The organism is Photobacterium sp. MCCC 1A19761 (assembly GCF_037389125.1).
Classification (GTDB): Bacteria; Pseudomonadota; Gammaproteobacteria; order Enterobacterales; family Vibrionaceae; genus Photobacterium.
In genome coordinates this window covers 100050-123461 of record NZ_JAZGTF010000011.1, presented here as the reverse complement: position 1 = coordinate 123461, position 23412 = coordinate 100050, and the positions used below count along the sequence as shown (strand labels likewise).

22 protein-coding genes and 1 riboswitch are annotated in these 23412 nt (G+C 52.2%); of the genes, 16 read left to right on the top strand and 6 right to left on the bottom strand.

Annotated elements, in window-relative coordinates; all coding sequences use genetic code 11:
- Window positions 1-38: 38 nt before the first annotated feature.
- A complete protein-coding gene (gene gabT, locus VV869_RS13405; protein WP_337735414.1) occupies window positions 39-1325 on the top strand; it encodes a 4-aminobutyrate--2-oxoglutarate transaminase in 1287 nt (428 codons plus the stop codon).
- A gap of 145 nt (window positions 1326-1470) precedes the next feature.
- Window positions 1471-2361, top strand: coding sequence for a peptide-methionine (S)-S-oxide reductase (locus tag VV869_RS13400; RefSeq protein WP_337735413.1), 891 nt, complete (start codon window positions 1471-1473; stop codon window positions 2359-2361).
- Here VV869_RS13400 and VV869_RS13395 read toward each other — a convergent pair.
- Complete coding sequence (locus VV869_RS13395; protein ID WP_337735412.1) at window positions 2348-4249, bottom strand: PhoX family protein; 1902 nt, start codon at window positions 4247-4249, stop codon at window positions 2348-2350. The genes VV869_RS13400 and VV869_RS13395 overlap by 14 nt on opposite strands.
- 288 nt (window positions 4250-4537) lie before the next feature.
- Between VV869_RS13395 and VV869_RS13390 the strand changes: the two genes are divergently transcribed.
- The gene (locus tag VV869_RS13390) at window positions 4538-4900 is read left to right on the top strand and encodes a cupin domain-containing protein (RefSeq protein WP_337735411.1); all 363 of its coding nucleotides are present in this window, start codon (window positions 4538-4540) and stop codon (window positions 4898-4900) included.
- Between the two features lie 365 nt (window positions 4901-5265).
- Window positions 5266-6840: a BCCT family transporter gene (locus VV869_RS13385; protein WP_337735410.1), complete on the top strand. Its 1575-nt coding sequence runs from the start codon at window positions 5266-5268 to the stop codon at window positions 6838-6840.
- Between the two features lie 107 nt (window positions 6841-6947).
- Here the strand turns inward: VV869_RS13385 and VV869_RS13380 are convergent, their stop codons facing one another.
- Window positions 6948-7685: a 3'-5' exonuclease gene (locus VV869_RS13380; RefSeq protein ID WP_337735409.1), complete on the bottom strand. Its 738-nt coding sequence runs from the start codon at window positions 7683-7685 to the stop codon at window positions 6948-6950.
- Window positions 7685-9565 (bottom strand): DUF294 nucleotidyltransferase-like domain-containing protein, encoded by a 1881-nt coding sequence (locus tag VV869_RS13375; protein WP_337735408.1) that lies wholly within the window; start codon window positions 9563-9565, stop codon window positions 7685-7687. The genes VV869_RS13380 and VV869_RS13375 overlap by 1 nt, the downstream gene beginning before the upstream one ends.
- 217 nt (window positions 9566-9782) lie before the next feature.
- Between VV869_RS13375 and VV869_RS13370 the strand changes: the two genes are divergently transcribed.
- The 10 genes from VV869_RS13370 to VV869_RS13325 all read left to right on the top strand — a co-directional run bounded on the left by VV869_RS13370 (window position 9783) and on the right by VV869_RS13325 (window position 18554).
- Window positions 9783-10019 (top strand): hypothetical protein, encoded by a 237-nt coding sequence (locus VV869_RS13370; RefSeq protein WP_337735407.1) that lies wholly within the window; start codon window positions 9783-9785, stop codon window positions 10017-10019.
- A gap of 36 nt (window positions 10020-10055) precedes the next feature.
- Window positions 10056-10577 (top strand): GNAT family N-acetyltransferase, encoded by a 522-nt coding sequence (locus tag VV869_RS13365; RefSeq protein ID WP_337735406.1) that lies wholly within the window; start codon window positions 10056-10058, stop codon window positions 10575-10577.
- Between the two features lie 243 nt (window positions 10578-10820).
- On the top strand, window positions 10821-11873 hold the full coding sequence (locus VV869_RS13360; protein WP_337735405.1) for a hypothetical protein: 1053 nt from the start codon (window positions 10821-10823) through the stop codon (window positions 11871-11873).
- A gap of 251 nt (window positions 11874-12124) precedes the next feature.
- Entirely contained in the window at window positions 12125-13228 is a 1104-nt protein-coding gene (locus tag VV869_RS13355; protein WP_337735404.1) for a hypothetical protein, read from the top strand.
- A gap of 249 nt (window positions 13229-13477) precedes the next feature.
- Window positions 13478-13882, top strand: a complete 405-nt coding sequence (locus VV869_RS13350; protein WP_337735403.1) for a hypothetical protein — start codon at window positions 13478-13480, stop codon at window positions 13880-13882.
- 26 nt (window positions 13883-13908) lie between these two features.
- Window positions 13909-14370, top strand: coding sequence for a methyltransferase family protein (locus tag VV869_RS13345; RefSeq protein WP_337735402.1), 462 nt, complete (start codon window positions 13909-13911; stop codon window positions 14368-14370).
- A 228-nt stretch (window positions 14371-14598) separates the two neighbouring features.
- Window positions 14599-15336: a metal-dependent hydrolase gene (locus VV869_RS13340; RefSeq protein ID WP_337735401.1), complete on the top strand. Its 738-nt coding sequence runs from the start codon at window positions 14599-14601 to the stop codon at window positions 15334-15336.
- Between the two features lie 220 nt (window positions 15337-15556).
- On the top strand, window positions 15557-16069 hold the full coding sequence (locus tag VV869_RS13335) for a hypothetical protein (RefSeq protein WP_337735400.1): 513 nt from the start codon (window positions 15557-15559) through the stop codon (window positions 16067-16069).
- Window positions 16002-17204 carry a methyl-accepting chemotaxis protein gene (locus tag VV869_RS13330; RefSeq protein ID WP_337735399.1) on the top strand — a complete coding sequence of 401 codons (1203 nt, stop codon included), beginning with the start codon at window positions 16002-16004 and terminating at the stop codon, window positions 17202-17204. Before VV869_RS13335 ends, VV869_RS13330 begins: the two co-directional genes overlap by 68 nt.
- Window positions 17205-17377: 173 nt before the next feature.
- A riboswitch (purine riboswitch) is annotated at window positions 17378-17477 on the top strand.
- 75 nt (window positions 17478-17552) lie between these two features.
- Window positions 17553-18554 carry an adenosine deaminase gene (locus VV869_RS13325; RefSeq protein ID WP_337735398.1) on the top strand — a complete coding sequence of 334 codons (1002 nt, stop codon included), beginning with the start codon at window positions 17553-17555 and terminating at the stop codon, window positions 18552-18554.
- A 102-nt stretch (window positions 18555-18656) separates the two neighbouring features.
- Here the strand turns inward: VV869_RS13325 and VV869_RS13320 are convergent, their stop codons facing one another.
- Complete coding sequence (locus VV869_RS13320) at window positions 18657-19019, bottom strand: hypothetical protein (RefSeq protein ID WP_337735397.1); 363 nt, start codon at window positions 19017-19019, stop codon at window positions 18657-18659.
- Between the two features lie 356 nt (window positions 19020-19375).
- Here VV869_RS13320 and VV869_RS13315 point away from each other — a divergent pair, with 356 nt between their 5' ends.
- On the top strand, window positions 19376-20584 hold the full coding sequence (locus tag VV869_RS13315) for an autotransporter outer membrane beta-barrel domain-containing protein (protein WP_337735396.1): 1209 nt from the start codon (window positions 19376-19378) through the stop codon (window positions 20582-20584).
- Window positions 20585-20619: 35 nt separating this feature from the next.
- Here VV869_RS13315 and VV869_RS13310 read toward each other — a convergent pair whose 3' ends face one another.
- Complete coding sequence (locus tag VV869_RS13310; RefSeq protein WP_337735395.1) at window positions 20620-21669, bottom strand: hypothetical protein; 1050 nt, start codon at window positions 21667-21669, stop codon at window positions 20620-20622.
- Window positions 21670-22117: 448 nt separating this feature from the next.
- On the opposite strand from VV869_RS13310, the gene VV869_RS13305 reads away from it, so the two are divergent.
- Complete coding sequence (locus tag VV869_RS13305) at window positions 22118-22393, top strand: hypothetical protein (RefSeq protein ID WP_337735394.1); 276 nt, start codon at window positions 22118-22120, stop codon at window positions 22391-22393.
- A gap of 87 nt (window positions 22394-22480) precedes the next feature.
- Here VV869_RS13305 and VV869_RS13300 read toward each other — a convergent pair whose 3' ends face one another.
- Complete coding sequence (locus tag VV869_RS13300; RefSeq protein WP_337735393.1) at window positions 22481-23401, bottom strand: hydroxymethylglutaryl-CoA lyase; 921 nt, start codon at window positions 23399-23401, stop codon at window positions 22481-22483.
- Window positions 23402-23412: the final 11 nt, after the last annotated feature.

The window sequence follows — 23412 nt, the reverse complement described above, 5'->3', positions numbered from 1 at the left end:
GCAATAGTTGTTCAGTTTTTTATAAGGAAGCAAATCACATGACAACGAATCAATCATGGCAACAGCGTAAACAGCAGGTGATTGCCCGTGGGATGGGCAATCTGAGTCCGATTTACGTCGAAAAAGCAGAAAATGCCTACGTCTGGGACATCGAAGGCCGTCGCTATATCGACTTCGCCTCGGGGATTGCGGTCAATAACACCGGTCATTCTCATCCGCGGATTGTCAACGCGGTTAAAGCGCAACTGGACCAGTTCTCGCATACCTGTGCCATGGTCACCCCGTATCCGTCGTTTGTTGAGCTGGCGGAGCAACTGACTGAGCGCGTCCCGGGAGAGACCGCCAAAAAGGCGATGTTCGTCACCACAGGTGCCGAAGCGGTCGAAAATGCGATTAAAGTAGCCAGAGCCCACACCGGGCGCAGTGGCGTGATTGCCTTTAAGGGCGGCTTTCATGGCCGGACCAATATGACCATGGGGCTGACCGGTAAAGTGGCTCCTTACAAAGCAGGGTTTGGTCCGTTCCCGAATGAAATTTACCGTGTGCCGTATCCGAACGCATACCACGGGATCAGTGTGGAAGAGAGCCTGAAGGGGATTACGGATCTGTTTGCCGCGGACATTGAGCCGACGCGCGTGGCTGCGATTATCTTCGAGCCGGTTCAGGGTGAGGGCGGTTTCTATCAGGCTCCGCCGGCATTTGCCCAGGCGCTGCGTCAGCTGTGTGATCAACATGGCACCGTGCTAATTGCCGATGAAATCCAGACCGGCTTTGCCCGGACCGGGAAGTTGTTCGCCAGCGAATATCTGGGGATTGAGCCGGACTTGATCACCATGGCGAAGGGGATTGCCGGGGGCTTCCCGCTGTCCGCCCTGGTCGGGAAGGCAGAGATCATGGACGCCGCGGCGCCGGGTGGTCTTGGCGGCACCTATGCCGGTTCGCCACTGGCCTGCGTGGCGGCACTTGAAGTGCTCAAGATCATTGATGAAGAGCAGCTGTGCGACAAGGCACTAGCGATCGGCGAGGTGATGTCAAAGCGTCTGCAAGACATGCAACAGCGCTATGCCGAAATTGGGGATGTCCGTGCCTTGGGAGCCATGGTGGCCATGGAGCTGGTGGTTCCGGGTGAGGGGAATACACCAGCGCCAGAGCTGACCAAAGCGCTGGTTGAAACGGCGAATCTGGCCGGGGTGATCCTGCTCTCTTGCGGGGTGCGTGGTAACGTGATCCGTTTCCTGCCGGCGCTGACCACCGATTTGTCGACGATCAACGAAGGGTTAGATGTGGTTGAGCGCTGTCTGGCTGAGCTGGTGGCGAACGCATAATCCCTCAACGCATAATCCATGTCCACATTATTGCTCAGGGCTTCAGGGCTTTTGGATCAAAGTGAATCATCATTAGGCGAGCTTCGGCTCGCCTTCTTCGTTTGGGGCGCCATACTGTGGGTATGACCCTCATTGGAGACTCAAGATGGCACAGATCGGATTTGGGGGTGGCTGTTACTGGTGTATGGAAGCGGTCTTTCGCAGCATTCGCGGTGTCCGTCAGGTGACATCCGGCTGGTTTACGGCGACCACGGCCCCGACAGCCGCGGAGGGGGTTCTGGTGACCTTTGATGAATGCATGATTGAGCTGCAAACCTTGATTCATATTCATTTGCGAACTCACAGCAGCACGGCTAAACACGCATTACGGGAGAAGTATCGTTCAGCCGTGTATGTGTATGACTCGACACTGGGCGTGGAAGTCCGCGAGCGTTTGCAACGATTGCAAGTCTTGTTTCGTCAGCCGCTTCTCACTCAGGTGCTCGAAATTGAATCTTTCCTCACAGCTGATGCGTCGATTCAGGACTATTATTATTCCGATCCCGGTAAACCATTTTGTTGCCAGCGAATTACCCCGAAACTGGCTTTATTACTGCGTGAATTTAACACGTCTGTTGATCCGGCCAGGCAGGCCGTGATAGAGAAGGCTGCGACAGCCAACACAATGATTGAGAGGACATCAGCTATGACCAACAAGGTGTATCCATTAGAGCACGATGTGGTGCATAAAGAGTTTCGGATGGAAGTCGCGCCCGATACGTTTGCGCGGGTAACGTACAGCCAGGACGATCAGGTACTTCACCTCAATTATTCGGAAGTGCCGCAAAGTATGCGTGGCCATGGTCTGGGAAGTATGCTGATGGAGAAGGTTCTGGCAACAATTCAGGCAGAAGGGTATCAAATCTTGCCGGTGTGCGGCTTTATCCGAAACTACGTTGCCGAGCATCCGGAATGGCATCACTTGCTGGCTGACGGGCATGAACAAGGCGAGCCGAAGCTCGCCCTGGAAAGTCAGCGTTCAGTTAAGCCCCAATAATACCGCCGTCTTTGCGGGTAATACGGATCACGGAAGAGCGCGGAATGCTGTTCCCGCCATCCGGGAAATGCGAGGGTGCCAGCTCTTCGCCCGGATGCTGGACCCCGACGAACATGGTTTTCTGATCCGGGCTGAATGTCAGGCCGGTGATCTCACAGGCAATCGGTCCGGTCAGGAAGCGGCGTACCTCGCCGGTGTCCGGATCGCCGCACAACATCTGGTTGTTCCCCATCCCGGCGAAATCCCCTTTGTTGGAGTACTTTCCGTCTGTTTGGATCCACAGGCGGCCGGCATTATCAAAGCCGATACCGTCCGGGCTGTTGAACATGTTATCTTCGTTGATATTGTCACTGCCTGCCATCAAGCTGTCTTGATGAACCGCCGGGTTCCCGGCAATCAGGTATAAATCCCAGTCAAAGCGGCTGGCAGTGTGATCTTTACCGGACGGCATCCAGCGGACAATGTGGCCGTACGGGTTTTTCTCGCGCGGGTTTACGGCATCAACCGGTTGGTTTGCTTTCACGCCGCGGTTCTTGTTGTTCGTCAGGGTACAGAAAGCCTGCTGGGTTTTCGGGTTGACGGCAACCCATTCCGGACGGTCCATGGTTGTCGCACCGACCTGTGTCGCGGCTTTTCGAGCGAAGATCAGCACTTCGCCCTGATCGGCAAAACCGTTTTCCGGTGTCAGGCCGTTTTTGCCCCACGTCAGTTCAATCCACTCGCCCTGACCATTCAATTCACCATCTTTGGCCGAGAATTTGGCGACATACAGGGTGCCTTCTTCCAGTAGATCACGGTTAGCGGTTGGGTTCCCCGGGTTGTACTTGTGCTTTGAAACAAAGCGATACAGGTGCTCCCCACGTTCGTCATCGCCCAGATAAACCACGACATGGCCGTCGTTATTGATCGTCACTGCGGCATTTTCATGTTTAAAGCGTCCCAGCGCGGTGCGCTTCTTCGGTGTTGAATTCGGGTTCATCGGGTCGATTTCAACCACCCAGCCGAAGCGGTGGGGCTCGTTCGGGTTCTTGGCCAGATCAAAACGCGAGTCGAACTTGTGCCACTGGTAACCTGCGTCCTGGTTTGAAATGCCGTAGCGCTTGTAATTGCTGTCCAGTGCCGGGCTGGCATCGGAGCCGAAATAGCCGTTGAAGTTCTCTTCGCACGTGAGGTAGGTACCCCAAGGTGTTTCGCCGTTGGCACAGTTATTAAACGTCCCCAGTGGCAGCTTCCCGGCCGGATCGGCAGCCGTTTTCAGTAAAGCGTGACCTGCAGCCGGGCCGGTCAGTGCCATTTCGGTATTGGCGGTGATCCGGCGGTTCAGGCGACCGTTCTTGTTCAGGACCCACTGACCGTTCATTTTTGAGAGCTCGATGATCGACACGCCGTGGGCAGCCTGGGCTTTTTTCACATCGTCTGCGGTCATCTTTTTACCCTGATGGGCAAACAGATATTCATAGTTGGTGTATTCGTTGTTCACCGACAGCACCGCGCGATCGTCACTGATCTGGAAGAAGGTCATCCCGTCATTGTTATCCCCAAACTGGCGGGTCTGCGCCTGGCTGTTGGCGGATTGATTGAATGACGGCGCACCGTTAAAAATCGGATCTCCCCAGGAAACCAGGACATCTGCCTGATAGCCTTCAGGCACCACAAGGGTGTCGGACGTTGAAACCGGCACCGGGCTGAATCCGAGCAGTTTGCCTTTTCCGGTTTGGGCGGCAATGGCTTGAGAAACCGGAGACGCTGCGAAGAAAGCAACGGTGCTCGTTGCGGTTGCAGTTTTGAGGAATCCGCGACGGCTCAGGCCTTTGCTGATGATGTCGTTGAAGGCGGGTTCTTCGTGGCGGGGATGAAGTTTCTGATCCTGCTGATCAAAACGGCTCATGAGCTTGCTTCCTTTTTTATTATTTGCGCTGACTGATTCACTGGGTGGGAATGCTATCGATTGATTATGAATGAATGGTTACCAGATGGTGAAGGATTTTTGACAGTAATAACAGCTAGTTAAGTGTGGTTTTTCCGGCGCTGCCACGCGTATGCCATTTGTTTTGCCACTTGCTATCTCCAAGCCTTCATTGCCGGGAAAAGGGGCGTAACACCGGCCGGATGCTGTTTTTGCTCTACAATTTTAAGTACTGATTTTCATGGATGGGCGATCAAGGAGTGAGCAGCGATGAGCAAAGGAAGCACCAAGTACTGGAATGTACTGGCTGAGAAACACCGGAACCGCTGGCAGGCGCTCGAAGGAACGGATGGCATGATTGAGCAGGTGACCCTGGGCAAAGACAGCGTCAGTGGCGATGTGACCCGATTAACCCGGTTCAGGGCCGGCGCGGATACCACGCCTTTTGGTTGTAGTTGCCATGATTTCCCGGAAGAAGTTTTTGTCGTTTCCGGTCGGCTTTACGATCAGGCGAATGAGCGATGGCTGGAGCAGGGGGATTATGCCAGCCGAATGCCCGGGGAAATTCACGGTCCATTTTTGTGTGAGCAGGAATGTATTGTGCTTGAGATTTCATCACCCGGGCCTTTGTGAAAGAGTTATGTGTAAAAGATCTAAGTGAAAAAGCGCTATGTGAATCAGGTGATTTTGGGGTCGAACCACGGGATTAGGGGCGTGGGCGGCCGCTATCTTGAGGGCGATAAATGCTCGCCGTTCAGGTGACGTCGGAAGCGCGTCGGCCCAAGACGTGTTTAGACTATATGGTCATTTATTAGTGTGCGAAATGTTGTGATCTAATGATTTAGTGCGTTGTTTTTCAGTTATCTCGGATTTGTACCGTCTGTAGTGCTGTTTTATTTATACTTGACAGTTCAGTCACATAAATGATTTGATCTGTGAGGCATAGATTTCATTATAGGACTAAGTATTCTTGGCGTTATGCTGCCAAGTAGGATTCAATGATGAGTAAAATTGATAAGTACAGTATAGATAATACGGATTACACGGTCGGACAGGACAATGTTCAGAAGTGGGGATTTGATGTCCATAATCCGGTTTTCGGTGCCAGTGCGGGGATGGTTTTGTTGTTCTTGCTTGCCGTATTGGTCAGTGACCCGGCGTCAGCAAAAGCCGCACTGAACGGTGTCAAAAATAGCATCATTAATAATTTTGATGTGTTGTTCATCTGGTCGGGCAACATTTTTGTGATCTTCTGCCTGGCGCTGGTGGTGTCACCGTACGGTAAAATTCGAATTGGTGGTCAGGAGGCAGAGCCTGAATACTCCCGCCCGTCATGGTTTGCGATGTTGTTCGCCGCCGGGATGGGGATCGGATTGATGTTCTGGAGTGTGGCAGAGCCGGTGGCTTACTACACGGGTTGGTATGAAACGCCACTGAATGTGACGCCGAATACACCGGAAGCGGCGAAGCTGGCCATGGGGGCGACCATGTATCATTGGGGTTTCCACCCATGGGCGATTTATGCGGTGGTTGCGTTGTCACTGGCATTCTTTTCCTATAACAAGGGCTTACCGCTGTCGATCCGTTCGATCTTCTATCCGCTGCTGGGCGATCGTGTCTGGGGTTGGCCGGGTCACGTGGTCGATATCCTTGCCGTGGTTGCAACTCTGTTTGGTCTGGCCACATCGCTTGGTCTGGGCGCACAGCAAGCGGCGAGCGGGATCGAGCATGTGCTTGGCATCAAGGCGGATATCGGTCTGCAGATTGGGGTGATCGTTGTCGTGACCTTCATGGCTGTTCTGTCTGTGGCCCGGGGGATTGACGGCGGTGTGAAGCTGCTCAGTAACATCAATATGCTGGTCGCGATTGCCTTGCTGGTGTTTGTTGCCCTGGTGGGTTTCGCGGTTTCCATGGGGACGATTCCGATGACCCTGACGGGTTACCTGGAGAACTTAATTCCGCTGAGTAATCCGCATGGCCGTGAAGATGAAACCTGGATGCATGGTTGGACGGTGTTCTACTGGGCCTGGTGGATTTCCTGGTCACCATTTGTCGGGATGTTCATTGCCCGGGTGTCGAAAGGTCGTACGGTTCGTGAATTTATCACTGCCGTCCTGATTGTGCCGACGCTGGTCACTGTGGTGTGGATGTCTGTGTTTGGCGGTCAGGCGATTGATCAGGTGATCAATGGCGTGGGTGTGCTTGGTGAAAGAGGCCTGACATCTGTGCCGCTGGCAATGTTCGAGATGTTTGAAGCGCTGCCGTTCAGCTCTATTTTGTCAGTCATTGCGATTGTGCTGGTGCTGGTGTTCTTTATCACCTCGTCTGACTCAGGCTCGCTGGTGATCGATAACATTACCGCGGGTGGGAAGCTGGATGCACCGATGCCGCAGCGTGTTTTCTGGGCCCTGATTGAAGGTGCGATTGCAGCCGTGCTGCTCTATGTGGGCGGAACCGAAGCCATTGAAGCGTTACAAGCGGGCGCGGTGTCAACCGGCCTGCCGTTTACCATTGTGCTATTGCTGATGTGTGTCAGCCTGATCATGGGTTTCCGAACGGAGCGATTCCGCTAAGTTTGCCGGGAACCATCATCCTGAAAAAACGCCGCTGAAGTTCAGCGGCGTTTTTGTTGGTGAGAGGCGATGAATCACAGCCTGTAACGTGTCTCGGCTATAAAGGATCATAGCCATAAGTCAGATATCGGGGTCTCGGGGTCAAAATGGTAGGCAATCTGCGCCTGAAGTAACTCAGCCGTCGCCAGAGCATCCGTCAAAGCTTGGTGGGGCGGGTAGACCGGCAATCCGTACCGCTGGCGAGCGCGGCCCAAACGCACCGAGCCCGGTTTTTTGCCTTTTAATTTATTCCACAGGCCGCCAAATTCACGGTGTTGCACCGCTGATTCAATTGCCAGCGTGTCTACAACCGGAAACTGGATCCCTTCATTCAGCCGGGCTTTGAGCGCACTGTTCATGAATTCGCGTTCAATCTGGCGAAAATGAACCACCACGATTTTTCCGGCAAGGGCGGACAGCACTTCTTCCAGTACCCGCAGCAGCTCTGGGGCGCTGCTGACATCGGAGTCGGTGATGCCGTGGATCACGACGGATTCTTCTTCCAGCGGACGATTCGGGTTCACCACCCATTGTGCGGAGCCCCGGCAGCGGATTCTGTGCATATCGAACGGCACCAGTCCGATACTGATGATTTCATCTTTTTTCGGGTCCAGCCCCGTGGTTTCAAAGTCCAGGGCGACAAACGGCACCTCTTTCAGCGGTGTATCGCCACGGACCATGCCGGCCGAGTAGTAGTTCTGCAGGCGCCTGTCTTTGGCTTGATCGGCGAGCATGGCAAAGAAAGTCGGCCAGTCCGGGGTGTTATGGGTGGCCAGTAACCGAGTGGCCCTTTTTTTATTCAGCATTAGCGGCGGTTACCCTGATAGCGAAACTTAATAAAATTTTGGGCATTGCTGAGGATCTGGAATGCCGCCTTGAGGTTGCGCCGCTCGAAGTCCGACATATTCTCCGGCTCAATACTGTTGTCGGCCTCGATCCCGGCTTCCACGTCCAGAGCCTGATGGCGAATCCGCACCATATAAATGAACTCCATCGCATCCCGTAAATCCTGACCGCGGCCTTTGGGTAAGATCCCGGCTTCGATGATGTCATCCAGGCGCTCGAAGGAGTTCTGCGAGCGGGAGCCGACAGCCAGGGCGTGCACCCGGATAAGATCGGCCAGCGGTGCTGTTCCGCGTCGTTTCAGGTTAATTGAGTTGTTGTGGCGGCCATCTTTTTCCATCACAAAGTCTTTGAAAAAACCCAGGGGAGGGGTTCGGCTGATGGCATTGCGGGCCAGGCAGGCTAGGAACCGGTTATTCTTCCGGGCCCGGCGAATAATAAAGCTATTGAGCTGCTCGGCCCATTTCTCGCGGCCATACACCCCGTCGAGATCGAAGAAGATCGAGCTGTTGAGTAATGCCTGCGGTTTCGGGTTATCGATCCAGTCGGCAAAACAGGTCTCCCATTCCAGACGGGTTTTGCGCCACTCCGGATTCGTTGCCATGATGTTGCCGGTGCAGTAGCTATAACCGCAGGCGGCCAAGCCGTCACAGACAAATTTTGCCAGCTCGGCGAAATAAGCACCGTGTTTTTCTGCGTTATAGCTATTGTCCAGAATGAGAGCATTGTCCTGATCGGTGACGATCAACTGCTCATCCCGGGCCATGGAGCCCAGAGCCAGAAAGCAGTAGGGGATAGGCGGCGGACCGAATTTTTCCTCTGCCAGCTCCAGCAGTCGCTGCTTGAAACTGCGACCAATGACCGCCATGGCGCTGCCGACCATATGGGAGTTGGCATCTTCGTTGACCAACCGGACAAAGCAGTCTTTCACTTGTTCAGATAGTTGTTGAAGATCCTCCACACTTTGCTGCTTGAAAATGGCACTCACCAGCAGCAGGCTGTTTTGAGATTCGTAACGCACAATATCTGTCAACCCGATGATCCCTATCGGTTGTTTATTGCGCAGCACCGGCAAGTGGTGAACGTTGTAGCGCAGCATGGTCAGCATGGCTTCGAAGACGTAGGCATTATGATCGAGTGATATCACCTCTGAGGTCATCACTTCGGACACCGGTGTCGAGACATCGATCCCGCTGGCCAAGACTCGGGTACAGAGATCCCGGTCGGTAATAATGCCAACCAACGGTTCATGATCTTCCTCATCTTCTCCGGCGACCGGATCGGTGATTAGCAGGGAGGAGGTATTCTCTTCTGCCATGGTTTTGGCGGCGGTCTGGATCGACTCGTCTTTACTGATCATCAGTGGTTCGCGGGTGAGCAGGGTTTTGACCTTGGACGTCGTCAGGTCATTGGCTTCAGTCTGCGTCGACACCACGCTGCGAAGACGTGCGCTGTCCTCAACTTCGACAAAATCGGCGAAGGTATCAAATTCATCGTACAGGTTGTTGAACACGGACTCGGGGATACAGTAGATCAGCGTGTCTTCAATCGCCTTGGCCGGCATCCGGACCCGGTTGTTCATCAACAGACCCATTTGGCCGAACAGAGCACCCTGGTCAATCCGGTTGTACAGCTCACCCTTGCGGCGGTAAATTTCAACGGCGCCACTACGGATCAGATACAGGTCGTGAATTTCATCCCCGAAATGAAGGATCATCGTATCGGCACGATAGTAAGAAACCTCAATCTCGAGTGCGACCTGTCGCAGCGTTTCTTCCGGGAGATTATCAAAAGGGGGGAACTGGCTGATAAAGCTCAGTATTTCGAGCTGTTCTGCTTCCATGATGTGATCCGCTTTGTGCTCAGTTGAACAATCGTTACCATTATACAGAGTTCCGGTAGGAATGCTTTTGCATTCAGCCTGTTAGATACAAGTCGTCCTCTGTACTGTTCAGTATAACCAAAGCTTATGTTGCTGCCGGTATCGGTGTCCGAGAATGTGACAACCCCGGGGAATGAACGTAAGATGTCCCGGTAATTCAATGTGAAAGGAAAGGAAGATGACAGGGAAACAGTCACCGATTCTGAAGTGGTTCAAAATTTTCCACGGGATCGGGTTGATCATGATCGCTGTTGGTGTCGGGTTCTATGCTCTGACGCCCATGGCTTTGTCCTTAAACGGGATATTAGTGATCAGCTGTCTAATTGGGATCGGCGGGGTGCTGGTGTCACCATTTCCGGTGGCCCTGTTTTTTCAGTGGGCCAATGCCTCCGCGGCGGATAAACCCCGCTCGTAACGATTCAGCAGTACAACACAGGAAGTTAATACCGCAATGAAGTTTGTTCCTTGTTCCTATGAGGCGCACGGCGAAGCCATTCTGGCCATTCTGAATGACGTGATTCGCCACTCCACCGCACTGTACGATTATCATCCCCGATCCATGGCGAACATGAAATCCTGGTTTGATACCAAAGCGCAGGGCAACTATCCGGTGATAGGGATTGAAAATGACGAGGGAACCCTGATGGGGTTTGCCACCTACGGTCGGTTTCGAGAACAGCCCGCGTTTAAGTACACCGTTGAACATTCGTTGTACCTGCATGTTGATTTCCGAGGTCGGGGATTGGCGAAACCGCTGATGGTGGAACTGATTGCAGCGGCCCGAGCACAAGGGATGCATGTGTTGATGGGGGCCATTGACGCTGAGAACACCGGCAGTATTGCTCTGCACCAAAAACTGGGTTTTACCCACAACGGAACGATTCGCCAGGCCGGGTTTAAATTCGGCCGCTGGCTGGATTTAAGCTTGTATCAATTGATTCTGCCGACCCCGGCTGCCCCTTGCGATGGCTAACCTGTGCTCTTTCGGAGCTGCCACCCGCCGCTGGGGGTAGCTCCGGAAATGGTTGAAAACGAATCTAGGGCGTGGTTTCTGGTGACGAATTATTCGCTTTTGTTTCGTTAGAGCCAAAATGCTCACTCGAAGCGTTGATAATGTGATCTTCTTTTAAAATATTGATATTTATGACTTTCGTTATTGTTCATGTAATTTAGAGCTTCTACTCTTATTATTTCCATCAATAACGGAACAATAAGAATGAAAAAACTTCATCAAGCGATGGCAGTGGCATTTGCTGCTTGTTCGTTTTCAGCGTCTGCAGCAATCGGGGATCACCCGGTGATCCTGATTCATGGTTTTCAAGCCGGCCAACTCACCACTAAGCCAAACAGCGACGTCGTGGCCCAGGATGGTGCAAACTACTGGCAGGACTTCTGGCTGGCGAAGGCGGATGCCCGGATTGACTGGCCGTCTCATGAGCGGGTTGCCGGAAAGATTTCAACGGATTATATCTGGCCGAAGCTCCAGGAGTTGTCACGCCAGCAAACCTGTGCCAAAGGCTGTATTGTCGTGACGCACTCAACGGGGGACTTGGTTGCCCGCTATATGCTGGATAATCAGGCGAACTGGCTGGAAAATGCCGGACTGCAACCGCTGAATATTCTGGCCACGTTCGATTTCGCCGGTGCCGGCGGTGGTTCAGAGATGGGCGATCTGGTGGTCAATGCCGCCGAGGGCAGCAGCTGGACGGATGGTGCGCTGAAGCTGGCGATTGAGATGTGGCTGGGCGAAGTGCCGACTCGGGAAAACACCGGGGTTCTCAATGATCTGAAAGTAACCAATGCGCGTCAGCTGGCGCCGTTGCCGGACAGCCGGGTGCCGCGTTTGCGCTTCACTGGAGACAGTTCGGACTACTACCAACTGACCGCCGGGTTCCTGCCGGGGCACGATGACGGTGTGGTCGCCAGTCACTCCACCTGTGGTGCCAGCCAGGCCGGGGACTATAACAGCTGCTCCATCAGTGTGGCCTATGACGGCAAGCTGGCCCCGCAGTCTCGCGGTGTGGCTGATTTTATGCCGTATCACTACCCGTTGCTGATGGGAGAGGGTTATAGCCATGGCGGCCTGATCGGTAATGTTCACAGTGGCGAAGTGACGGCGGCCAACCAGCAGGCGACCCTGTTGAATGGTAAGACGGTGTCGGTTGCGACGACAGATGAAAAGTACTGGCTGACTGGCAATTACTATCGTTATGTGGATGGTTCCGAAAGCAAAACCATGTCGGAGCTGGTGGTTGACCTGATCCAATAATTATTCTGCCATCGCAACTGCAACTGCAACTGCAACTGCAACTGCAACTGCAACTGCAACTGCAGTCGTAACAAGCTAAAGCGTGGATTGAGCCTGACGTAATGGCGCCGGGCTCAATTCATAACGCAATCATAAAAACAACTGTGTCATGCCGACGGCAGGAGACTTCTCAGGTTTTCAGCCGGATGGCATGACGCCGATGAAGAGATGTCTGCGGCAGGGGCCGGAACAGACATTTGAGCAAATTGTTGATGATGAAAATACGTAAACCGATTTGGGTGGCGCTGGGGTTCAGTGGCCTGGCGGTACTCACCTGGGGGCTGATCCCCACGGCACAATCACCAGCCATACCAGAAGCACCGGTTCATCCGGCTCAACTCGTGAATCATGCTCCCGAGACGTTGGCAAATCAGACCGTTGCCGCTGCGGGGGCTGATCCGATCCCGAATATAACCCCGCAACTATCTGGGGACGGCAGTGAGGCTCACCAGGCCACTGAACGACAGCCGGTACAACTGGCCCGGCAGCTGACGGCGATTTCAGATGTGTATGCCGCGGAGGTGCAATACCCGCCTTACTCAAAACCGATCACTTCAAAGCATGCCAGCTATTTAGAGCCAAACCGCTTCACTGCGGTTGAAATGCCTGTACTGGGTGGTAGCAGTACGGCTGCATTGTCACTGCCCAAGTATCGATTTTTTGCACCGGAAGAGGTGACGCTGTCACTCAAGTCCGAACTGGCGGTCAATACGATCCGTTACGAGTTTTATGATGTAAACAGCCATCAGCGGTTTTTGGTGAAGCATACCGATCAAAAGAGCCTGAACGTGCCGGGCAGTGAGTGGTGGCCGCAGGAAATCCGGGTAAAAGCAACGGTCGATTTTGAACAGGGAACCGATGTGTTGACGGCCGATTTTCAATATCAGGTCCCGGTGGCGGTGGTGCTTTCGGCCGAAGCACCAGCAGCTCAGGGCGCGGATATGCTGATCCCGCTCAATCTCGACGTTTCGGAAGCGGGCATTTACCGGATCCGGGCCAACTTGTACCGGGAAGACGGACAGGTGATTGCGGCACTCAGTCAGAAATCACGATTAGGTGAGGGTCGGCAATCATTCACGCTCAAAGCGCACCAGAGTGTGCTGGGTGGAACGGACGGTCGGTATTTGTTGAAAAACTGGGTGGTTGAGCGGATGTCCGGGATGCCGGGCGAGAAGGCATCATTCGGGATCAGTCAACAACCGGTCATGGCACTCGTGCCGTTCGATGCTTCGGGGTTGCGTCGTGAGGCTTATACGCCCAGCCCGCAGGAGCAGCAGCGTCTTCACTTCTTACGTCAGGCCGGTGTGTCGGAGTAATCGGGAAACTTGTCATGCGGGACTCTCATTTCGGCTCCCGAGTTCCGGCGTCCAAATTCAGGCTTTTCACTTCCGGCTCCCATAACTGACGCCATAGGGATCGCAAAATCTGGTCTATGTTTAAGGCACAGGTGTGTATCGCTGGGTGTGAGGGCGTAGGCCATTGAAACGTTAGCTTATCTGAACGACAGATACCGTGAGGTCACGGGCCGGTTGCAATTTGTCGAACATCATTGCTCAAGGTTGTTGGTGTTGTTGACGACGGCGCTGACCGGTGTGGCTGTAGTGGTGGTGGTGAAAAGTGACTTTTTTTTTGAACCGGCTTTGCCCATCGAGTGGATACAGCTAATCGCGTTGTTGATCGGCATTTTTGCCTTGGTGTGTGCCTGGGGACACACCTTGCTGGCGCTGAAATGCGCAGCGGTGCCGCCACCGGAAGAGTTCCGCCAGTTGGTGGAACAGCTGGATACAAAGGAGCAGGCTGTTCGCCATCAACACCTGGCGGAAGCTTATCGCAAAGCGACAGCGCACTTGCTTCACATTGTCGAAGAAAAACAACGGAATCTATCTCTGGCCTACGAAGAAATGACCATGAGTGCCTGGTTTTTTGGTACCGTAGCCGTCATTGCGATTGGGATTGAAATCCTGAATTGACCATCACTGCCAGGGACTGTTGATTGATGAACCGATTAGAACTGAAAATACCGCCCGTTGCACTCTTGTTCCTGGTTGCGGCCCTGATGTGGCCCGTTGCCCGCGGATTGCCGACGATGGAAAGCCTGGCCATGGTTGGCCGATATCTGGCGTTGGGGTGTCTGATCCTTGGCGTATGGGTGCCTCTTCTCGGTGTCCGGGCATTTCGTCGGGCGCAAACCACGGTGAACCCTTTGGCTCCGGAGCAGGCTAGCGTCTTGGTTCAAACCGGGATCTATGGCAGAACCCGGAATCCGATGTACCTCGGTTTTTTGCTGCTTCTTTTGGGTTGGGGGTTCATGCTGCAAAGCGGCTATGCGCTTCTGTTATGTGTGGGTTTCGTGATGTACATGAATCGGTTTCAGATCCAGCCGGAAGAGCGAATCCTCTGCCAACTGTTCCCGGAATCCTATCCGGACTATGCCCGGCAAGTCCGACGCTGGTGTTAATACAGGCAGCCAGCGTCAGTAGAATGTTAAGACTGTTGAAAATGTCGCCGCTTGATCCTGTAACACGCTGATCAATATGTTTTTCGTTGATGTCACAGAAATATAATTCATAATACTGTTTATACATCCAGTTTTTAAAGGGTCGCGATATCGGTGAGATGAGCGGTGCGTTCATCGGCTGTGATGTCGAGGCCGACAATGAGTATTAGGATTGTGGCTAATTTCAACATGCATATTGGAACAGCCGCGCTTACCAGCAGCCTGGCGGCGACCGCCTTTCTTTCGGCAGGTCATGTAGCGCCCATCACGGCATTGTGGTTGATGTTTTTAGGCACTATGGGCGGGCTGCTGCCGGATATTGATTCGGACAACTCCACCTCGATGAGCACGTTATTCCGGTTCTTCGGGGGGCTGATCACCTTTAGTTTGGTCGGCCACATCTATCAGATGGTGTCGATGCTGGAGCTGATTGTCTATGCGCTGTTCTGCTACCTGACCATACGGTATAACTTTAAAGCTTTGCTCGAGAAAGTGACGGTGCACCGGGGCTGCTGCCACTCACTGGCTTTTGTGTTTCTCTCCGGCCTGAGTTGTGTGTCGCTGATCTACCTGCTCGGCTATTCGGAAACCACCAGTTGGCTATCGGGGCTCTTTCTGACCGGTGGGGGCATTGTTCACCTGTTGCTGGATGAGATTTACAGTGTCGATCTGGCCAACCGGCGGATCAAAATGTCATTCGGCTCAGCATTAAAACTCTGTTCAAATCGAAATCCGTTCATTAGCAGCTGCCAGTTTGTGCTCATCGGCTGTCTGTTGTATCAGAGTCCGCCCTGGGAAGAAGCTTGGGAAACGCTGTCAAACTGGCATCACTTTCAACTCCGGCCGGAATGGCTCAACCAGGAGGAGCTCGGTGAGTTCTTCCATGACGTGGTTGAATCGACCACCAGTGCGATGAATCCTGAATAACATCCGCTACTTTCATGAAGATTGGAAATTTTCATGAAACACCATGATCTTATTAGATATTTCGATGAAACAGAGGGTAAAGGGTCAGTGGCTTTAATCGATTGGTCGGTTCAGTTGGGAATCGCCTTCTAACTATTTGATTTATTGATTAATATCAATTTGGTTAATAACCGTTGATGCTACTTTCAAGCTCATTTTGTGCTAGGTAGTATCAGCGGTTATGAAATTCAGCCTCAATCATCTCTCCATCCGAAATCAAATTCTCCTCCCGGTCGTTGTCCTTGGTCTGATCACTTTGATGCTCTTTGCCGTGATGTTGAAAGAATCCGGTCAGCAACGTTCAAACAGCCAAGAGGTCACGTTCGGGGCTTTATCTGAAAAACGCGCCGTTCTGGCCTTGTTGAAAAACACTTATCAGGTGCGGGTGAGTGCGATTTATGCCTTGTATGATCAGGCGGCGCTGGATGGATTGGACAATGCTGTCCGCACGGGTTTTGATAAAAACCGTCAGTTGCTGACAGAGATCGACAGCAATCCGTATTTTGCCAGCTATAGCCAGGCGGTCCGTGACAATATCGCGAGTTATGAAGGCTTTATCGCCAATGAACTCAAACCTTTCCTGGCTCAAACCTTTCCTGGCTCAAAAAAGCCGCGGGGAGATCACCTTGGCACAAGAAGAAAAACTGGCGGCGCATTTCAGAGATGTGGGCTCGGCACTGATCCAATCGGTTGAGCACCTGTCTGCGGCCATTGACCAGCGGGTGAAAAAGGAGTTGGCGGAGGTGGCAACCAGTTATCAGCAGATGACGCGGAATGTGATCATCATGATAGTGTCGAGCTTACTGCTGGGTCTGGGAATTGCGTGGTTACTGTCGGGCAAAATTACGAAACCGGTATTGAGTGTGTGTCAGATCCTGAAACAACTGGCGTCAGGTAACCTGACGGTCAGAGCTCCGGTTGAAGGGAACAATGAGCTGACCCAACTCAATCAGGACCTGAACCAGACGCTGGATATTTTGCAAACTACCATTGGTGAATTGAATCGCATTAGTGAAGAAGTGGCTTCTGCTTCCTCGGAGCTGGCTGAAGTCATGGCCACTTCCCAGCAAAACGCGCAAAGCGAGCTGGGTGAGATTGAACAGGTTGCGTCAGCAGTGAATGAGTTATCCAGTACTGCAGATAATGTCAGCGGCAACGCATCGCAAGCCGATGTCTGCACCAAGCAAAGCCTGAAGATGGTGAAAGAGGGGATGGATGTCTTTGCCCAAAGTGAGCAGGTGAGTCAGGAAACGGCGCAGAGAATGGCTGAGGCTGCACAAGTGGTGATGCACTTGCGGGATCAATCCGATGAAGTCAGTAAGGTGATCGAAGTGATCCAGGCGGTGTCGGAGCAAACCAATTTGCTGGCACTGAATGCTGCGATTGAGGCGGCCCGGGCCGGGGAGTCCGGCCGCGGATTTGCCGTGGTGGCGGATGAAGTACGAATGCTGGCTGCCCGGACTCAGGATTCTACTCGAGAGATCCAGAAAATTATCGACGATTTGCAACGTCAGTCTTCTGAGGCCAATGCCGGGATGCAGGCGTCCCTCAGCCGTTTGCAGGAATCAGAGCAGCTCACCGGACTGGTGAATGAAGTGCTGTGCGGGATCACCGATGCCATGGATGAAATCGGCGATATGAATACGGAAGTGGCGGCGGCCGCAGAGCAGCAGGCTCAGGTCACGCAAAGCATCAACAAGAATGTGGTCACCATGTCGGAGCTGGTCAACCAGAATGTGGTGGGGATCACCCAAAGTGCCAGCGCCAGTGAGGAGCTGTCCAGACTGGCAGAACAGCAGTACCGGCAGTTAGCCTTCTTCCGCTGCTAAGGACTTTTGCCAAACGGCTCTCAGCAGGGATCACAAGAGTGATCCCTGTTGTGTTGATGGGGATGTGGATGGCGCGGCGGCTGACACGGGTTATTCAGTGAGTGTTTTGTCAGTTGTAAACCCGGAAAGGGTGTGGAACAATTCAAGCTGTTGTTTTTGATGAACTTAGCGTCTACGTTTATTAAATACAACTTCGTATAACCCCATTAATAGGGTATGGGGGTCTCTACCAGAATCCGTAAAATTCTGATTACGAAGAGTTAAGTGGTGAGCAACTTTTCTCTTTGTAAGTCCGACTTCATTGCAGAAAAGCTGTTACTTCAACTTCAGGCAGATGAAGAGCATCCTATGAAAGAATTTATTTACGGTTTACCGAAAGTCGAACTCCACCTTCATATTGAGGGCTCGCTAGAGCCTGAGCTGATGTTTGAGCTGGCACAACGGAATCAGGTGCAGATCCCATACCCCTCGCCACAAGCCGTGCGCGACGCCTACCAATTCCATAACTTGCAATCCTTCCTCGATATCTACTACCAGGGGGCGAATGTTCTGATCCACGAGCAGGATTTCTTTGATCTCACCTGGGCTTACCTGTTGCGTTGCCGGGAAGACAATGTGGTGCATACCGAAATCTTTTTTGACCCACAAACCCATACCAGCCGCGGGATTGCCTTCGAAACGGTGGTGAACGGGATTCACCGTGCGTTGGCGCAGGGCCGTGAAACGCTGGGAATATCCAGCCAGCTCATCATGTGTTTTCTGCGCCATCTGGATGAAGCCTCAGCGTTTGAAACGCTCACCCAGGCCTTGCCGCATAAAGATAAAATTGTCGGTGTGGGATTGGATTCATCCGAGCAGGGGCACCCGCCGGAAAAATTTCATCGCGTTTTTCAGCACGCATTGAACGAAGGCTTCCTGACGGTTGCCCATGCCGGGGAAGAAGGCCCGTCGCAAAACATTGATGATGCGCTGGCGCTGCTGGGAACCACGCGGATTGATCATGGGGTCCGGTGTGTTGAGGATGAAGCCTTAGTGGCCCGACTGATTGCATCGCAGGTGCCATTGACGGTCTGCCCATTGTCCAATACCAAGCTGAAGGTTTTTGAAACCATGGCACACCACAATGTGGTCGATTTGCTGCGCAAAGGGATGTGCGTGACGCTGAACTCGGACGATCCGGCTTATTTCGGTGGTTATATGAATGCGAACTTTATGGCTGTGGCCGAGGCGCACCCCATGAGCCGGGAGGAAATCGCCCAGTTTACGTTCAATGCAATTGAAGCCAGTTTTATTTCAGACGGGGAAAAGGCGCGGTTGCGTGCCATGACGGCATCCTACCTGGCCCAATAGTGTCGGTGAAACCGTTGCCTTTGTGATCATAGCGACCATATTGGTGTCATTGCTGGTTCGACATCGCCACCCTGATGGTGGCGATGATAGGTGGGCATCAGACTAATGACGCATGATTTTAGCGTTGGTTTTTTCCGGATGTTTCATCAAATGGGTATGTCGGTTGGTGGCGGTTTGCGCCATATCATCCAGGATCCGGCTCAGATCAGAGGTTTCCAGACACTCCTGAATCAGCGGTTCACACAGCATACTGGTGCCGAGTTCATAATGGCAGTCTCGTTCAGGATAGAAATCAATATCGGTTTCCCTGAATTTATGACTGTCTGTCAACTCATTGAACATTGAAGCCACCGTATGGCAGAACGCATTATAGACCTCGTTGGTGTTGCGGGCCGTGCTGATTTTATTTCGAAAATCAGGCGTATAGGATTTTTCCAATTTGGAAAACGAAACTTGTGTTGTCATGCTGTTTTCCTCCTGTGTTACGTGCTGTCCCTATTAACTATATACCCAAACAATTCACATTGAGCATCGCATCTTGCCAGAACTGTTGAGGTGTCCTGTATCGCCGGGCGAAAGTCTCATCGTGTCCAGATTTATTGTCAATCAACGGGTTGTCGGCACGCATGTGGGCAACTGAAATTGAGCATTAATAAAATAACGGATATGTGCATTTTTGCGACAAAAGGCTTCCAGCCGAGTTCCTATACTGATGCTTGACGTCCATTACGACCATTATTTTTAGAACTCAGCGTAATGGGGCTGCAGAAGTTTCAGGGGGCGATATGATGTGCTCAACCAGACAGGGCAGATGGATTCTGTTGGCGTGGATATTTGCTCAGGCACCGGTTTTTGCTGCGGAGCAGCCAGATAATGATAGCCTGGCCGGTCGTTTGTCGGATGAAATGTTTCAGGCCATCTCCGATCTGATGCTGATGGCGAACGATTTTCGGGGTGATAAGGTCTCACCAAAAAACTTCAGACAAAATCCTCATAATCAGGCGTATGTTTTTTCGGCACCCGGGCGTCAGGAAACTGCGCTTCGAACATCCAGCTTGCGTGCCGCAGCAAAGGACAGTGCCCGTGAAAGCCACATCTCCGGGGCGGCCCAGCCGCCGTATTCAGAATTGACCGTCTATCAGGATGGTGCTCACGGTGAGCAAAACTACACCCGTCTCGGGGCCTATTTTCGGGTGGATAACAATCCTCAGGTTCGGGACCGGACGGCGTTCAGTGCTGAACGCTCGCGTGAGCAGGAAGGGTACGCTTTAACCCTGGGGGGGGACTATCTCCTTAATGATCATTATTTATTTGGCTTGGCCCTTGGGCTGCCGTTTTACGATGTGAACGACAGTAACCGTGACAGTGGGAGTGCCGGCCTGGTTGCTTCGGGTTACTTCAGCTATTTTCGTGACAACTGGTATCTGGACTTCACGGCTAGTTATGCCCTGATGGATACGGACATTGAACGGCGAATCTCATTTTACAGCGATTCGGTCGTGAACAGCGCCAATGAAGCGGACTCTGATTTGTGGGTCTTTGCCCTTGGCAGCGGGTATGTGTTTAATTATAACTATCTGAACGTTGCGTTTGAAAGCAGCATTGAATACACACTGTCAGACTCGGAGCGTTATTCAGAGCGCCTCTCCAAAGGGAATGCTAATTATCTACTGTCTAAAATTGATAATATCAATGAGCTGGAGTCGATGCGGTTTATTACGGGGGTAAGTATTTCCCATCCGTTTCGTTCCAGCCTCGGGATCTTTCAGCCCTATGCCCGCGGGTATCTCCATTATGATGTGAATGATGGTTCCGAGCGTATTATTAGTCAGCTCAAAGCCGATCAATCCGGGAGCGTGTTACCCATTATTGTCGAAACGGATGATTCAGTCTATGGCCGGGTTCACCTGGGTTTATCCGGTGCTTTCAACAAGGATTGGCATGCTTATGCGGAAGCTAGCACGTTGATTGGACTCGATGATATGTCCGCTTACGCATTTTCTGTCGGTGTGAGTATGTCTTTGGATTAAAAGAATGTTTCAACCGTCGGCACAAGGTATTTTATTTATGGGGCTGGAATAGTTTGCTTTATTTTGTCAATTTTTCTTGAGGCACTGAAGTATAATTCCAGCTCTACCATGAGCCCCGGGTTTATTTTGTAATCAAACTCATCCTGAAAGTTCAGCTCTGGTGTCAGCGTTAAATAAACCCAATCCTTATATAAGCGATGCTTCCAGCTTGCCGTGACCCATGCGTTAGTAATTGCATAGGTTGGGCGCGAGTCTGCACTAATCCCAAGCGAGTAGGTCATCAGGCTATTGTCGCTGATACGATCTAATATTTGTGCTTGTTGGACATATTCCCAATTATCATCAAGATCCAGAAATTGCAGGTTGGTACTTAATTTAAACAGCGTTGAGACGTAGCGATCTTCTGCGAAATAAAAGTCAATTGAAGTTAAAAGGCCGGGGCCTTTTGAGTGATAGTAGAATATCTCCTGTTTAATCTGACTGGTCCAGTTGTAGTTGATTCGGTCGGTACGGTGGATATCGGCGCGGGTAAACGGGTCGAGCGGTAACCTTAATTTCAGGCCGATATCAAAGTTGGGTTTCCACTCTCCCAGTTGCATGCCTTGCAGCCTGAAGCCGCCAATTGCCCGATTGATTCCGTCATCCGAACGATTACTGATCCCCCGCTCTTTATCTTCGAGCCGATCGAAATCATCCGGGTCCGTATCCAGGATCAGCTTCCAGTTTTTTTCGGTGTGGGGCAGATCTAACCGTAAGTAGACGTTGGAGTCTGTGTCGAAATAGTTGCGATGTTCGTAGCGGAGACGTTGCCGTAGGCGAAGATAACTTTGGTTATTGAGTGGGGATTCATCGTCTTCCATGCCGATGAATTGATCAATGTTCGTGCTGTAATCGTGAATGGTGTCTGCCAGGGACAATTGTGTGTCATCGACCCAGAGCAGCCAGTCCGATTCATCGTTGGCCGGTGAGCCCAAATGCCGGTCGACCGGCGCCGGACTTCCTTCCACCGTCAGTGGTGCTGCGACTAATGGGGCAACGAACGTCCAGGATACCAACAATACCGGGATACAACTCGGGATCGGCATATTCGTGTTTAACCGTTGTTGGATTTTCCGCTCCGGAATCGAAGTCAATAAACTGAACCAATAAAGTGAAGATTGAAACCGCACATGTTCACCTGTTATTAGTTTTGATGATAAAGCGTTTAGCACAAATTAAAATCAAGACGAAACAGCAACAAGGATGTCACTTGCTTATCTTTTATTGTAGCGTATTGTGCTCAATTGCCTGTGAAAGATGCGAGGTGAGAAAACAAAAATGTTCAAATGAGTTCTTTTTTGGGTTGCCTGGTTTCATAGTATCTGTCTGATAAATTTCAAATTTTATATTTCCCAACCTCGCAGCTGACATTTACTGTTACAGACAATCGTTAGTAAAAATTTATTACATAAGAAAATATCATCTACACTTTAGTTGATTCGGAAATCTGTACAGTTGAGTACATGATTAATGGCGGATGACTGATGGAGTAGGATGATGGAAAGTTCAGACTTTGATGGAATCAAACGGGATATATCACTAACCGTCACGGGTATATTTGAAGACTTTGAGCAGGAGCACAATTGCTTACCCACGCTTGAGGAGTTCAGAAAACTGTTTGATGGCTATGCTGAACAGTATATTGGCCCGTTGGACAAATTAAGGGTTGAAGGGATTACCAGTCAACTGGAAAAACGACAGGCCAGAGAGCAAAAGATTTGGCGCGCTGCCAGTGAGCTGGAAGCCGAGCAGCGCGCTTTACGCTCTTAACTCCACCAATCGAACAGCGCAGTAATTTCTCTCCTTTAAAACCTTGACGATGGTTACCTTGATCGAAGTAACCGTCGTCTTTTTTCTTCAGCGGTCATTTCGACTGTCAGCTTTTGCCAGCAGCGCCAGGGATGCTTTTGAGGTCGGCTGTTTGCCCAGTTCGCGGCAAATCGCCCAGCCAGCTTCGGCAACGCTTTGTAAATCCACACCGGTTTCAATGCCCAGTCCCTGGCACAGGTAGAGGACATCTTCGGTTGCGACATTGCCGCTGGCGCCCCTGGCATAAGGGCAGCCCCCCAGGCCGGCGGCACTGCTGTCAATGGTGGAAACGCCCATGCAAAGCGCCTGGTAGATATTTGCCAGTGCCTGCCCCCAGGTATCGTGAAAATGCACGGCCAGGCGGTCTAAGGGAACCGCACTGCCGACCTGATCCAGCATGGCCGAAATGCGCCCGGGCGTCCCGGTGCCGATGGTATCGCCGAGGGAGATCTCATAACAGCCGAGTTCGCTGAGCTCACGAGCGACCCGGGCAACCTGCGACGGTGCGGTCGGGCCATCATAAGGACAATCGGCGACGCAGGAGAGGTATCCCCGCACCGGGATACCATGGGCCTCAGCCAGCGCCATCACGGGCTCAAACCGCTTGAGGCTGTCGGCAATCGAGCAGTTAATATTGCGCTGGCTGAATCCCTCAGAAGCCGATGTAAAGATAGCGACCTGATCGGCTCCGGCCAGCAAGGCCTGCTCAAATCCTTGCTGATTTGGGATCAGGGCCGAATAGATCACCCCCGGTCGGCGATCAATTCGGGTCATGACGTCGTGGGAGTCAGCCATCTGCGGCACCCATTTCGGGGAAACAAAAGCCCCGGATTCAATATGGGTCAACCCGGTTTGTGAGAGCTGGTTAATGAAACGAATCTTGGCTTCCGTACTGACGTTCACTTCATTCTGCAAGCCATCCCGGGCGCCGACTTCAACGATCCGGGCGGTTTTGGGGAGCGTGTTCATGCGTGCGGACT